Below are 13,915 nucleotides of genomic sequence, written 5' to 3'. Positions count from 1 at the left end.
GGCCCGTCAGGCGCGGCGCAGCTGGAACGTCAGCCCCAGGTCCGTCTCCGAGTGCGACGGCAGCCCGTCCTCGGACCCCTCCGTGACGGTCGTGGCGAGTACTTCCTCCGCCGCCGCCTGCCACCCCGACCGCAGCGCCTGGGCCAGGTCCGGGTCGGAGGCCGACCACCACAGGGAGATCCGGTCCGTGATGGTCAGGCCCGTCGACTTGCGGGCCTCCTGGACCAGGCGGATGACCTCGCGCAGCAGACCGGCCTGGCGCAGCTCGTCCGTCAGCTCCAGGTCGAGCGCCACCGTCTCGCCGGTGCCCGTGTCGACGGCGCCGGTCTCGACGGCCCAGCCCGAGCGCGGCTGCTCGGTGACGATCACGTCGTCGGGGCCGAGCGACACCGTGCCGAGCTCCGGTACGTCCACCGTGACAGAGGCGCCGGAGCGGAGGGTGGGCGCCAGGGAGGCGGCCTCCGCCGCGCCGACGGCCGCCGCCACCAGCTTGGTCTGCGAGCCGAACCGCTTGCCGAGGGCCCGGAAGTTGGGCTTGACGGTGTAGGACACGAGATCGGCGCTGAAGCCGGACATGTCCTCGAGAGCCTGGACGTTCAGCTCGTCGGCGATCAGATCCCGCAGTTCGGACGGGAGCGAGGGCCAGCCGTGCGCCCCGACCAGGGCCCGGCCGAGCGGCTGGCGGGTCTTGACGCCGGAGGAGGCACGGGCCGAGCGGCCCAGCTCGACCAGCCGTCGTACCAGTGCCATCCGCTCCGACAGCGTGGGGTCGAGCAGGTCCTCGCGTACGGCGGGCCAGGAGGTCAGGTGTACGGAGGAGGGCGCGCCCTCGCCGCGCAGCACGTCCCAGAGGTAGTCGGTGACGAACGGCGCGATGGGCGCCATCAGCCGCGTGACCGTCTCCAGGCACTCGTACAGGGTCGCGAACGCGTCCGCCGATCCCTGCCAGAAGCGGCGGCGCGAGCGGCGCACGTACCAGTTGGACAGGTCGTCCAGGAACTCCGCCAGCCGGCGCCCGGCCCGCTGGGTGTCGTACTCGTCCAGCGCGCCCGTGACCTCGGCCACCGTGCGGTGCAGCTCGGCCAGCGCCCAGCGGTCGAGCAGCGGCCGCTCGGCGGCGGGAGTCGCCTGCGCGAGGCGCTCGGGTGTCCACGACTCGGCGTTGGCGTAGAGGGTGAAGAACGAGGCCGTGTTCCAGTACGTCAGCAGGACCTTGCGGACGATCTCCTCAAGGGCGTTGTGCCCCACGCGGCGGGCCGCCCACGGCGAGCCGGAGCAGGCCATGAACCAGCGCAGCGCGTCGGCGCCGTGCTCGTCCATCAGCGGCATGGGCTCCAGGATGTTGCCCAGGTGCTTGCTCATCTTGCGGCCGTCCTCGGCCAGGATGAGCCCGAGGCAGAGCACGTTCTCGTAGGAGGACTGGCCGAACACCAGCGTGCCCACGGCCATCAGCGAGTAGAACCAGCCACGCGTCTGGTCGGTGGCCTCGCAGATGAACTGCGCCGGGTAGAGGCCCTCCGGCTTGCCCCGCTCGCCCCACTGGGCGAACGGCATGGATCCGGAGTCGTACCAGGCGTCGATGACGTCGGGCACGCGGCGGGCCTCGGCCGAGCAGGTCGGGCAGGGGAAGGTGACGTCGTCGACGTACGGGCGGTGCGGGTCGAGCGCGGAGACGTCGCGGCCGGCCAGTGTGCCCAGCTCCTCCATCGACCCGACGCACGTCACGTGGGACTCGTCGGCGGAGCAGACCCACAGCGGCAGCGGGGTCCCCCAGTAGCGCGAGCGCGACAGCGACCAGTCGACGTTGTTGCGCAGCCACTCGCCGAACCGGCCCCACTTGATGGTGTCGGGGTACCAGTTGGTGTTGGCGTTCTCGGCCAGCATCTGGTCCTTGACCGAGGTGGTCCGGATGTACCAGGAGGGGAGCGCGTAGTAGAGCAGCGCCGTGTGGCAGCGCCAGCAGTGCGGGTAGCTGTGCTCGAAGTGAGTGCCGCGGAACAGCAGGCCGCGGGCCCGCAGGTCCTCGGTGAGGCCCTCGTCGGCGTCCTTGAAGAACTGGCCGCCGACCATCGGCACGTCGTCGAGGAAGCGGCCGTCGGGGCCGATCGGGTTGACGACCGGCATGTCGTAGCGCTTGGTCACCGCCAGGTCGTCGGCGCCGAACGCCGGAGCCTGGTGGACCAGCCCGGTGCCGTCCTCGACCGTCACGTAGTCGCCGAGCACCACGTAGTGGGCGCCGGGGATGTCGACCAGCTCGAACGGCCGCGTGTAGGAGGTGTGCTCCAGGTCGCGGCCGGTGAAGCGGGCGACCTCGGTGGCGCCCTCGCCGAGCACCGCCAGCAGCGGCTCGGCGACGACCAGCACCTCGCCGTCCGCCGTGCGGGCCGCGACGTAGGTGACCTCGGGGTGTACGGCCACGGCGGTGTTGGAGACCAGCGTCCACGGCGTCGTCGTCCACACCAGCAGGGACGCGCCGAGCTCGCTCAGCGGGCCGGAGGTGACGGGCATGCGCACGTAGACCGATGGGCTGGAGACGGTCTCGTAGCCGCCGGGCTGGCCCAGCTCATGGTCGGACAGGCCGGTGCCGCAGCGCGGGCAGTAGGGGGTGATGCGGAAGTCGCGGAACAGCAGGCCCTTGTCGAAGACGACCTTGAGTGACCACCAGACCGATTCGATATAGGACGGGTCCATGGTCCGGTAGGCGGTGGACAGGTCGATCCAATAACCCATCCGCTCGGTCATCTGCTCGAAGGCGTCGACGTGGCGCAGCACCGACTCGCGGCATTTGGCGTTGAATTCCGCGATGCCGTACGCCTCGATGTCCTTCTTGCCGCTCAGGCCGAGCTCCCGCTCGATGCCGACCTCGACTGGCAGGCCGTGGCAGTCCCAGCCCGCCTTGCGCGGCACGCTGAAGCCCCGCATCGACTTGTAGCGGGGGAACAGGTCCTTGAACACCCGGGCCTCGACGTGGTGGACGCCGGGCAGGCCGTTGGCGGTGGGCGGGCCCTCGTAGAAGGTCCAGGAGGGGTTGCCGTCGTTCTGCTCGACGGAGCGCTCGAAGATCTTCCCGTCCCGCCAGCGGTCGAGGACCTCGCGCTCGAGCGCGGGCAGGTCGACCTGCGCGGGAAGAGGGCGGAAAGAAGGGGAAGACATCTCGGGCGGGCCTCCACGCGATCACTGACTGACAGGTGAGCGTGAAGGGACGAAGCCGTGCGGCCCCGCGGTACCACCCTTCTTGGCCTCAGGTGAGGCCCTCTTCGTTCGGGCTGCGGCCGGGTCTAGTGAGCTCGTGAGAGCCGTTCTTCCGGCGGCTCCGGGGTGATGTCCGTCACAGACGGGCCCCATCAACGCCTTGCAGCTTCACACCATAACGCAGAGTGGACCGCAAAGCTTCCGGGTTGGCGCTCGGCAGGTAGTGAACTCGTAAACCCCGACAAAGTTGTGGGAATGGGCGCCTCTGAGGAGGAGTTGAACGAGCGGGGCGGGATATTACGGGAGAGGTAAATCGTCCGGCGGGTCGTTTGCTGTTCTGTTATGGGGGACCTAAGCTGCCCGCACCATTTACGGCCTTGTTCCAGCATGGGGAGGTAGCCATGGCGCCAGTCACGCAGACCGCTACACCGTCGATGTGGTCTGAGGAGGAGCTCGCCGACGTCCGCGGCCGGCTGCAGAGCGAGATCGACGAGCTCAACACCGACATTCTTCGCCATGAGTCCGAGATCGCCTCGGGTGACGTCACCCAGGGGGCCGGTGACGACCAGGCCGACGCGGGTGCCAAGACGTATGAGCGCGAACGCGAGATCGCCCTTACCCTGAATGCGCGTGACCTCGTCGCGCAGAACGAACGTGCGATCGCCCGGATCGACGCAGGGACCTATGGAGTGTGCGAATCGTGCCACAAGCCGATCGGCAAGGAACGTCTGCAGGCGTTCCCGAGGGCGACGCTGTGCGTGGCCTGCAAGCAGAAGGAGGAGCGCCGGTAGGGGGGCGGCGCGGCCGCCTCTTCGCGGTCCTCGTCGTGCTGGCGGTCGTGATCTACGCGGCCGATCTGATCACCAAGACGCTCGTCCTGCGGACGCTCGACGGCAAAGCGCCCATGGTGGTCATCCAGGACGTACTGCAGTTCCGGGTGATCTTCAATTCCGGTGCCGCCTTCAGCATCGGCACCGGAATGACGATCATCTTCACGTTCATCGCGGCGGGTGTGGTGGTGGCCATCCTCCGCACGGCCCGCAAGATGCGCAGCCTGCCGTGGGCGATCACGCTGGGGCTGCTGCTCGGCGGGGCGCTGGGCAACCTGACCGACCGGCTGCTGCGCTATCCGTCCGGGATCGGCAGGTCCGTGCAGTTCCAGGGGCACGTGGTCGACTGGATCGAGGTGCTGCCCGGACACTTCCCGGTGATCGACTACTTCCCGGTGTTCAACGTGGCCGACTCGGCGATCGTCTGCGGCGGGATCCTCGCGGTGGTCCTGGCCTGGCGGGGCTACCAGATCGACGGCACCAGGGAGGGCGGCAAGCGTGGCTGACCAGCGTAGCCTCCCCGTGCCCGACGGGCTGGAGGGCGAGCGGCTCGACGCCGCGATCTCGCGCCTGTTCGGCTTCTCCCGCACCCGCGCCGCCGAGCTGATCGTCGCGGGCGAGGTGCTCGTGGACGGGCACGCGCCCGCCAAGTCCGACCGGGTGCACGCGGGCGCCTGGCTCGACGTGACCCTCCCTCCGCCGGTCAGTACGCCCATGCCGATCGCCGAGCCGGTGCCCGGCATGTCGATCGTGTACGAGGACGACGACATCGTCGTGGTCAACAAGCCGATCGGGGTGGCCGCCCACCCGACCGTCGGCTGGACCGGCCCGACCGTGATCGGCGGCCTGCTCGGCGCCGGTCACACGATCGCCACCAGCGGCGCGGCCGAACGGCAGGGCATCGTGCACCGGCTCGACGCCAACACGACCGGCGCCATGGTCGTGGCCAAGAGCGAGCACGCCTACTCCCACCTCAAGCGCGCCTTCAAGGAGCGCACGGTCGACAAGCGCTACCACGCGCTCGTACAGGGACATCCCGACCCGTTCAGGGGCACTGTCGACGCGCCCATCGACCGGCACCCGTCGGGCGACGGCCGGTTCGCCGTGGTCGCCGGGGGCAAGCCGTCGGTCACCCATTACGACACCATCGAGGCGTTCCGGGCGGCCTCGTTGCTGGACATCAAGCTGGAGACCGGCCGTACGCACCAGATCCGGGTGCACATGTCCGCGCTACGCCACCCGTGCGTGGGCGACCTGATGTACGGCGCCGACCCGACGCTCGCCGCCCGGCTGGGCATCACCCGGCAGTGGCTGCACGCGGTGTCGCTCGGGTTCGAGCACCCCAGCTCGGGCGAGTGGCTGACGTTCACCACCGACTACCCCGCCGACCTCCAGCGGGCCCTGGACGCCGTGCGCGACGAGTCCTGACCGGCGCCCTTCTCCGGTCTTCTCCGGTGCGGGACGGCGTCCTAGTCGGCGTTGTCGGCCGGAGGGACGTCGACGGGCTGGTCGGGCTCGTCGGTGGCCTTCGCCGAGGTCTTGGTGCTCTTCTTGGGGGTCTTGCTCTTGGTGGGCGTGGCCGAGGGCTTCTTCGTCGGCTCCTTCTTTTTCGTCGGCTCCTTCGTGGGCTCCTTCTTCGTCGGCGTTCCGGTCGGGGCCGGGGTGGGCTCGCCGGTCCGGTCGCTGGAGGGCGGGGCGCTCTGCCGTACCTGGTTCTGGTTGGTGGTCGGCTCGTGCGTCTCTGTCACCGTCTGTGTGGGCGTCGCCGAGGGGGTCGGGCCCGAGGGGCGGACGCTGGTCGTACGCACCACGGCCGGGACCGTCGTCGCCGGCTGGCGGACTTGGGACTGCCGGTTCGTCCACCACGCCGCGCCCGCGGTCAGGACGACGAGGGCGAGCGTGCCGGCCGCGACCGCGGTGAGCGGCGGTCTGCGACGCCTCCCGGATGGCGCCGGGTCCGCCTCGGGTTCCGCCGCCGCGGCGGGCGCGGCCATGGCTCCCGGCCCCATCATCGCGCCCGTCTGCGGCATGGGGTCCCGTTTGAGCTCCATGGGCGGCGCCGGGACGTTCACCGGCGCGGTCTCCTCCGGAGAGCTGCCGATCAGCAGCCGGTGGATCCGCTGCTCGGCCTCGTCCAGCGCCATCCGCTCGGCCGGGTCCTTGCGCAGCAGCCCGAGGATGACCGGGGCCAGCATGCCCGCGCGGGCCATCGGGGCGGGCTCGGAGTGCAGCACCGCGCCCAGCGTGGCCAGCGCGTGGGGGCGCTGGAACGGCGACTGGCCCTCGACGGCGTAGTACAGCGTCGCGCCCAGCGCCCACAGGTCCGAGGCGATCTGGGCCTCACCGCCGGCCGCCCGCTCCGGCGCCATGAACGCGGGCGTGCCGAGCAGCACCCCGGTCCTCGTGACGGGCGCCTCTCCCTCGGTGGTGGCGATGCCGAAGTCGGTGAGCACCGCCCGGCCGTCCGGGGTGAGCAGCACGTTGTCCGGTTTGACGTCGCGGTGCAGGACCCCGGCGGCGTGCGCGGCCCGCAGCGCCTCCAGTAACTGCAGCCCGATGTCGGCGGCCTCGGCCGGTGCCATCGGGCCGTCCTCGCGCACCATTTCGCCGAGGGTGCGCGAGTGGACGAGCTGCATGACGATCCACGGGTGGCCGTGCTCTTCGAGCACGTCATAGACGGTGGCGACGCCGGGATGCGCCACCCGCCCCGCGGCTCTGGCCTCGCGGAAGGTACGCACCGAGAAGACGTCTCGCTCGGGGTCGGTCAGGTCAGGAGGGGGATGGATCTCTTTGACCGCCACGTCTCGGCCGAGTACTTCGTCGTGGGCCTGCCAGACGGTTCCCATCCCACCCTGGCCGATGGTTCTGATCAGTCGGTAACGTCCGCCGACCAGCAGCGCAGAATCGGACATGCTCCGCCGTCTACCCGATAAAAACCCGGACAAGCGCGGTCACTATTGCTGCTGTCGCCAGAATCACCAGGAAAGGGGCGCGCAGCAGGAGCGCGACGACGGCCGCGCCCAGCCCGGCCGTGCGGGCGGCGTCGAAGTGGAGCTCGCCGTGCTCGGTGAACATCTGCACCGCGATCAGGGCGGCCAGCAGCGCCACGGGCACGAGTTCGGCGAAGCGGCGGACCCGGGGATGGTCGAGCACCCGGCGCGGTGCCGCCAGCCCGGCCAGCTTGAGGGCGTAACACCCGGCGCACACGGCCGCGATCGCCCACCACAGCGTCATCGGACCAGCACCGCCAGAACCACGACCGCCGACAGCAGCACCGGCACGCCCGGCGGGAAGAACGGCGTGGCGCAGAGCGCGACCGCCGCGCCGGCCAGCGCCAGCCACCTGAGCTGGGCGCTGCCCGTCAGGCGCGGCCACAGGATGGCCAGGAAGGTCGCCGGGCCGACCGCGTCCAGGCCCAGCGCACCAGGATCGCCCAGGAACGACGTGCCGAGCGCTCCGGCCAGCGTGGTGAGGTTCCAGGTGACGTACAGGCTGGCGAAGGTGGTCGCGAACGCGGTGCGCGCCGCCTCGGGCGAGGGCTGGGCGAGCGTGACGGCGGTGGTCTCGTCGATCACGCCCTGCGCGGCGAGGAGGCGACGCGGGCCGCGTACCCGGAGCAGGTCGGCCAGGCGCAGCCCGTACAGGGTGTTGCGGCCGCCCAGCAGCAGCGCGCCCGCGGCGGCCGCCACCAGGTCGCCGCCCGCGCCCACCGCTCCGGCCAGCGCGAACTGCGAGGCGCCGGTGAAGGCCAGCAGGCTCAGTACGCACGCCTGCGCCACGCTGAGGCCCGCGGTGATCGCCGCGGCGCCGAAGGCGAGCCCGGACAGCCCCACGGCCAGGCCCACGCCAAGACCGTCCCGTATTGCGGCGGAACGGTGTGTTGTCTGTCCCATGAGAGGTGAGGCTAGGTGAAGAGGAAATCGCCGGTCTTGTACGTTCCTGCTGACCGTTGGTAGGCCGCGGGTGGCACGCCCACGATGCGTTTGAAGTGCCGGTTCAGGTGGGCTTGGTCGGTGAAGCCCAGCTCGGCGGCCACCTGCGCCGGCCGTACGCCCGAATCCAGGAGCCGGCGGGCCCGCTGGATCCGCACGGAGATCAGGTAGGCGTGGGGCGGCAGGCCGGTCGCGGCCTTGAACGCGCGCAGCAGCGGGAACGGCCGCGCTCCGACGGCCTGCGCGAGATCGTCCAGGGACGGCGGGTCCACCAGGCTCTCGTGCAGGACCTCCAGCGCCTCGGCGACCGCTCGTCCGCCTTCGGCGGGCAGGACGGCGGACGGGCGCGGCGTGGCGTGCCGGATCAGCAGCCGGGCGAAGAAGCCGCGCATCAGCGACGAGGCGGCCAGCGCGTCACCGCGCTCGGCGGCCAGGTGCGCCCGGCCGAGCAGCGCCGCGACCGCCTGGTCCCGCACCACCTGCTCGGGGAAATACGGCGTCGTGTACGGCAGGCCGAGCTCGGCCGCGAGCCCCGAGAGCGCCTCCACCGAGGGGTAGAGCATCCGGTATGACCAGCCGTCCGCCGTGCCCGCCTGGCCGGTGTGCACCGCGTCCGGATTGACCAGCACCATCTCGCCCGCGCCCGCCCGGTGCAGGTCGCCGCGGTACTCGAACTCCTCCACGCCGTCGAGGATGAGCCCGATCGCGTAGCCGTCATGCACGTGCCGGGTGAAGCGGTGGGTGACGTAGTGGGCCTTGAGCAGGTCCAGCTGGGGCAGCGCCGGGTGGCGCCAGAAGCGCGCCCGCTCCTTCGCCGCCTCGTTCACTGGATCGTTCACTGGATCGTTCACTGGGGCCTGAACGTCTTGACGAACTCGTCGAAGTAGTGGCGGTCCTGGTCCCACGATGAGTCGGCCGTGTCCCAGTAGAGGGCGAAGTGGCGGCCGTCGGCGGTGCGGAAGCCGCGGTTGATCACGTGGATCAGCGTGCTGCCGCGCAGCCTGGTGAACTCCCAGTCGGCGGCCGACCGCCCGAGGTAGGTCGTGGCCCGGATGCCGATCCGCTTATAGCGCTGAAACTCCCCCTTGGCCTGGATCTCCTTCTCCAGCTCCACCCAGCGGCGCTCGGGGTCGGCCGAAGGCTTCTCGGGGACGGTCCACTCGACGATCATCTGGCCCACTGAGCCGGGGCCGGTGACCGTGACGCTGTCCCGGTTGGGGTTCTTCTTGGCCTGCCAGCCCTCGGGGAGGCCGATCGAGAAGCGCCCGGTGGAGTTGACGAGCCGGCGCCAGCCGTCGGGCAGACGCGGCGGGCTGGGGGTCGCGGACGGCTCGGCGGTACGGGTGGGGGTGGGCGTCGTCGTCCCGCTGGGGGTGGGGGTGGGGGTCGACGTGCCGGTAGGGGGCTGTTGGGAGGAGATGACGTACCAGCCGCCCGTGCCCAGCGCCCCGACGGCGATCACGACCGCGGGCACGGCCATGAGCCACCCGCGGCGACGGGTCCGTACGGGCATGGTCCCCGCGGGCCCGAATCCGCCGGGTACCTGGGTTCCCGCGGACGCGAATCCGCCGGGTACCTGGGTTCCCGCGGACGCGAACCCGCCGGGTAGCTGGGCTCCCGCGGACCCGAACCCGCCGGCTACCGGGCCGCCGGGTTGCGGGGTCTGAGGTCCGGCATATCCGTACACCATGGGTTCGGCGGCGGCGGTCCGCAGCAGGTGGGCGGCCTCGTCGGCGGGCATCCTCGCGGCCGGGTCCCGCTGCAGCAGGCCCATGATCACCGGGCCGAGCACGCCTGCCCGGACCGGCTGCCCAGGCAGGTCGCGCAGCACCGCCGCGACCGTCGCCGCCCACGAGTCGCGCTTGAACGGCGGCGCGCCCTCGACGGCCGCGTACAGCGTCGCGCCCAGCGACCACAGATCGGACTCGGGCCGGGCGGGCTCGCCGTTGAGGCGTTCGGGCGGCATGTAGGCGGGCGTGCCCACCAGGCCACCGGTGGCGGTCAGACCGGCCTCGGCCTCCAGCGAGGCGATGCCGAAGTCGGTGAGCACCACCCGGCCGTCATCGGCGAGCAGCACGTTCTCGGGCTTCACATCGCGGTGCAGCACCCCGGTCGCGTGCGCGGCCCGCAGCGCGTCGAGCACCCTGCCGCCGATCGCCGCGGCCTGCGCGACCGGCAGCGGACCGTGCTCGCGGATCACCTCGGCCAACGACCGCGAGCGGATCAACTGCATGACGATCCACGGGCGGCCGTCCTCCTCGACGACGTCGTGGATGACGATCACCGAGGGGTGGTCAAGGCGGCCCGCCGCCCTGGCCTCCCTGATGGTCCTGCGGTTGAGCTCGGCCCGCTTGTCCTCACCGACACCGGTGTAGCGGACTTCCTTGATCGCTACCGTACGGTCGAGCAGCTCGTCGTAGGCACGCCATACCACGCCCATCCCGCCCTCGCCGAGCGGTTCGATGAGCCTATATCGGTTACTGACCTGCCTTTCCACGCAGGGAAGCCTACTTGGCCGGGGTGAAGGTCGCGGCGAACGTGTCGAAGAAGTGCTTGTCCTTCTTCCACCTGCTCGTGAGGTTGTGCCAGTAGATCGCGTAGCCGCGGCCGTTGGCGACGAAGCCGCGGTTGCGCACCTTGGTCGGGCCCGTGTTCGTGTTCCAGGTGAAGTCCCAGTCGGCGGCCGGCCAGCCGCGGAAGTCGACCGCCTTGATGCTGATCTTGTCGTAGCCGCCGAACCCGTATTTGGCGGTCTTCTCCTGATTCTTCCAGTCCTTGAGGGGGTCCTTGCCGGGGCTCTTCGTCATCTCGAACATGATGTACGCGTTGCTGCCCGCACCCTTGCCATGGAAGGCGATCTGGTTGCTGCTGTGCCGGTATCTCGTCCAGCCCTTCGGCAGCGCGACGGAGAACTTCAGCTTCTTGTTCGTGTACATCTTCCAGCCGTCGGGCACCGCGGCGGCCGTCTCAGTGGGCTTCGCCGTCGGCGTCGGAGTCGGCGCGGCGGACGGGCTGACGGTCGGCGTGGCGGATGGAGCCGCGCTGCTCGGCGTGGTCTTCGGCGGGTCGGCGGTCGCCGCGGGCGGCTTGGCCGACTCCTTGACAGGAGGCGTGACGGACGCGGACTTCGTCCCCTCCTCCGGGCTGTCCTTGGCCGAGCGCAGGCCGAGATAGCCGCCCAGGCCCGCCACGAGCACGACCGCGACGACCACGGCGACGATCGGGCCCCACCGTCGGCCGTCGTGCCGGACGGCGTTCTGGGTGGACTGGGGAGGTTCCTCGGAATGCTCGCCGGTCGCCGGGGTGAGCCGCGCACCGGTCTCGAGCGGGGCTGCGGCGGCCTCCAGCAGGTTGGGGTCGGTCGGGGTCTCGTCCACGGCCGGCGGGATCACCGCGGTCGGCGCGGGCGCGGACGCCGAGGACTTCCGTGACCGTTGCTGCGTGATGACGGCCCGCAGCAACTCCCCGGTCTCCTCGTAGCCGAGGCGCTGCACCGGCTCCTTGGTCAGCAGGCCGCTGATCACGCCGCTGAGCGGCCCGGCGTGGGGAGCCGGGTCCGGTTCGTCGGTTAAGACAGCGTGCATGGTCGCGAGCGCCATGCCGCGCTCGTGGGGTGAGCGGCCTTCCACCGCCGTGTAAAGGGTCGCGCCGAGCGACCACAGGTCCGACTCGCGCCGCGCGGGCAGCCCCTTGAGCCGCTCGGGCGCGATGAACGCCGGAGTGCCCGCCAGCCCCGTCACCGTGAGCTGCGTCTCCGTCTCCAGCGTCGCGATGCCGAAGTCGGTGAGCACCACCCGGCCGTCATCGGCGAGCAGTACGTTCTCCGGCTTGACATCCCGGTGCAGGACGCCGGACTCGTGCGCGCGATGCAGCGCGTCGAGCACGGCCAGGCCGATCTCGGCCACCCGCTTGGGCGGCAATGGCCCATCCTGCTTGATCACTGCTCCCAGGGAGCGTGACTGGACGAGCTGCATGACGATCCAGGGCCGGCCGTCCTCCTCGATCACGTCGTGTACGACGATCACGTTCGGGTGCTCGAACCTGGCCGCTGCCCTCGCCTCACGCATCGTGCGCCGGTTCAGCAGCTGCACCTCGTCACCCAGGGCGGCGGCGTATCTGACCTCCTTGACCGCGACAGTGCGGTCCAGAAGCTCGTCATGGGCTCGCCAGACGATGCCCATGCCACCCCTGCCGATGGGTTCCTGCAGCTGGTAACGACCGGCGATGCGGCGTCCGTCCCGCTTGCGATCCGACATCAACGGCCTCGTACCCTCCTCTAGGCCAGGAAATACTCCCATAGCGAGGGATCAACGGCGACTCGCCTGAAGGCTACGAACCGTTGCTGGCGCTCGCTATGCGAGTCGATGGCTACCGGTAGAACTGTTGTTTGATCGCTCGGTTGCGACGGAGGGTAATCGTGAGGTAATTTTCTGTCACAGCCGGGTGCCTGACTGGCGCTCGGTCCCCGCCCCCGTTGGTGTCCGCACCAACGGGACAGCGTCCGGCGGGGCGGCGGCCCAAGAGGCGCACTTCCTCCAGGAGTGCGCAGTCAGGCCCCGACAACGCGGTTCTCATCCACGGTCCGCCCGGCTTGCCGGACGGACGCGGCTTCGGCTTCCACCGGATCACTGCCCGGCCCCGGTTGGGTGCGACGAGCCTACGCCGATGTCCGCTTTACCTAGGTAAACACAGGGAACCGAAGACGCTAGTCCGCTATGTGAGAGGGGGAGTCCAGCAGGTGGAGGGCCGGTGTAAAGTCTAGACATGACTTGTCGCTACGCGTTTACCGAGCCGGCTCCGGGAGGGCCGGTCGTCGGCTAGCGACCACCCGGAGTCGGCAACAGGCAGAGACGCCATCGTCTCTGCCTTTTTGATTTCCTGCCGGTTCCAGGGGAGCCGGCCGATGTGGGGAGCCGAGATGTCATCGACCTTGGAACGGCACGTGGTGACCGTGGGTGGCCTGCGGGTGGGCGACGGCCCGGCGGTGGTGATCGACCGCCGGATCAGCCTGCGCGGACCGGGCGGCGCGACCGGGCTGGGCACGACCGGGCCGGTCGGGCCAGGCGGGGCGACCGGGCCAGGCGGGGCGACCGGGCCAGGTGGGGCGAACGGGTGGGACCGGGTGGAAGCCCGGCGTGACAGGGTGACGTTGGTCGAGCCGGGTTCGGCGGCCGACCTGCCGGCGATCGCCGGGGCGGCCGACGGCGTGATCGTCGGGGCGGCGTGGACGCGCGACATCCCGCTGGTGCGGGCCGTGGCCGGGCTGGGCCTGCCGGTGGTGGTCGAACGCCGGGCGTCGGCGACGCTGGAGGAGTGGCTGGGGCTGGCCGACTACTGCGCCCTGGAGTGCGACGACCGGGTGATCCTGTGCGAGACGGGACGGCTGGACCTGGGGCTGCTGCGGGCCGCGCGGTCGGCGTCGGGGCGGCCGGTGCTCGCCGACGTGAGCGCGGACCTCGGGCTGTCGGCGGCGGCGGTGGCGGCGGGCGCGGACGGCCTGATCGTGGGCGGCCCTGTTGGGGGTGACGCCCTTCAGACAGAAGAGCACGGGGAGGCCGATGTAGGGCTGGCCGAGGAGGCGGTGGCGCTCGTCGGAGCGCTGGTCCGTCCCGAGGCGCCCGCCACGCTGCCCGAGTGCAGGCAGGCGATCGACCGGGTGGACGCGGCGCTGGCCACGCTCCTGGAGCGCCGCGCCGCGCTCGCCGGGATCGTGCAGACCCTCAAGCCGGTGGGCGGCTTCGCGGGCCGCGACATGGCGCGCGAGCGCGCGCTCGTCGCCCGGATGGCCGAGCACGCCCCAGAGCTGGGCGAGGCCCGGCTGGTTCCCATCATGAACGCGGTCATAGAGGCGGGCCTGAGCCTGGCCGAGGAACGATCGGCCAACGGCCGGAGCCACCGACCGGAAACGACGGCCTAGGGCCGGGTGTCCGTGCTTCCGCTCCCCCCATGGGGCCTCTGCCA

General features: G+C 71.1%; 11 protein-coding genes. 4 read left to right on the top strand and 7 right to left on the bottom strand.

Annotated elements, in window-relative coordinates; genetic code table 11:
• Positions 1 to 6: 6 nt before the first annotated feature.
• Entirely contained in the window at positions 7 to 3,153 is a 3,147-nt protein-coding gene (gene ileS / locus AB0J16_RS13470; RefSeq protein ID WP_358538198.1) for an isoleucine--tRNA ligase, read from the bottom strand.
• 440 nt (positions 3,154 to 3,593) lie between these two features.
• Between ileS and AB0J16_RS13465 the strand changes: the two genes are divergently transcribed.
• The 3 genes from AB0J16_RS13465 to AB0J16_RS13455 are packed head-to-tail and all read left to right on the top strand — an operon-like array spanning position 3,594 to position 5,450.
• Positions 3,594 to 3,983, top strand: coding sequence for a TraR/DksA C4-type zinc finger protein (locus AB0J16_RS13465; protein WP_357945428.1), 390 nt, complete (start codon positions 3,594 to 3,596; stop codon positions 3,981 to 3,983).
• Positions 3,947 to 4,528, top strand: coding sequence for a signal peptidase II (lspA, locus tag AB0J16_RS13460; protein ID WP_358538195.1), 582 nt, complete (start codon positions 3,947 to 3,949; stop codon positions 4,526 to 4,528). Before AB0J16_RS13465 ends, lspA begins: the two co-directional genes overlap by 37 nt.
• Complete coding sequence (locus AB0J16_RS13455; protein ID WP_358538192.1) at positions 4,521 to 5,450, top strand: RluA family pseudouridine synthase; 930 nt, start codon at positions 4,521 to 4,523, stop codon at positions 5,448 to 5,450. Before lspA ends, AB0J16_RS13455 begins: the two co-directional genes overlap by 8 nt.
• 41 nt (positions 5,451 to 5,491) lie before the next feature.
• Here the strand turns inward: AB0J16_RS13455 and AB0J16_RS13450 are convergent, their stop codons facing one another.
• The 6 genes from AB0J16_RS13450 to AB0J16_RS13425 are packed head-to-tail and all read right to left on the bottom strand — an operon-like array spanning position 5,492 to position 12,210.
• Positions 5,492 to 6,934 carry a protein kinase gene (locus AB0J16_RS13450; protein ID WP_358538189.1) on the bottom strand — a complete coding sequence of 481 codons (1,443 nt, stop codon included), beginning with the start codon at positions 6,932 to 6,934 and terminating at the stop codon, positions 5,492 to 5,494.
• A gap of 10 nt (positions 6,935 to 6,944) precedes the next feature.
• Positions 6,945 to 7,256, bottom strand: coding sequence for an AzlD domain-containing protein (locus AB0J16_RS13445; RefSeq protein WP_357641961.1), 312 nt, complete (start codon positions 7,254 to 7,256; stop codon positions 6,945 to 6,947).
• Positions 7,253 to 7,915 carry an AzlC family ABC transporter permease gene (locus AB0J16_RS13440; protein WP_358538187.1) on the bottom strand — a complete coding sequence of 221 codons (663 nt, stop codon included), beginning with the start codon at positions 7,913 to 7,915 and terminating at the stop codon, positions 7,253 to 7,255. Before AB0J16_RS13440 ends, AB0J16_RS13445 begins: the two co-directional genes overlap by 4 nt.
• Positions 7,916 to 7,926: 11 nt before the next feature.
• A complete protein-coding gene (locus AB0J16_RS13435) occupies positions 7,927 to 8,793 on the bottom strand; it encodes an AraC family transcriptional regulator (RefSeq protein WP_358538184.1) in 867 nt (288 codons plus the stop codon).
• Between the two features lie 8 nt (positions 8,794 to 8,801).
• Positions 8,802 to 10,451: a serine/threonine-protein kinase gene (locus tag AB0J16_RS13430; protein WP_358538181.1), complete on the bottom strand. Its 1,650-nt coding sequence runs from the start codon at positions 10,449 to 10,451 to the stop codon at positions 8,802 to 8,804.
• A gap of 10 nt (positions 10,452 to 10,461) precedes the next feature.
• A complete protein-coding gene (locus AB0J16_RS13425) occupies positions 10,462 to 12,210 on the bottom strand; it encodes a protein kinase (RefSeq protein WP_358538178.1) in 1,749 nt (582 codons plus the stop codon).
• 662 nt (positions 12,211 to 12,872) lie between these two features.
• Between AB0J16_RS13425 and AB0J16_RS13420 the strand changes: the two genes are divergently transcribed.
• Positions 12,873 to 13,871: a chorismate mutase gene (locus AB0J16_RS13420; RefSeq protein WP_358538176.1), complete on the top strand. Its 999-nt coding sequence runs from the start codon at positions 12,873 to 12,875 to the stop codon at positions 13,869 to 13,871.
• Positions 13,872 to 13,915: the final 44 nt, after the last annotated feature.

Origin of the sequence: Nonomuraea sp. NPDC049750 (genome assembly GCF_040659625.1) — a bacterium.
Taxonomy (GTDB): domain Bacteria; phylum Actinomycetota; class Actinomycetes; order Streptosporangiales; family Streptosporangiaceae; genus Nonomuraea.
The sequence above is the reverse complement of the archived record's forward strand: the minus strand, read 5'-3'. Positions and strand labels throughout refer to the sequence as shown.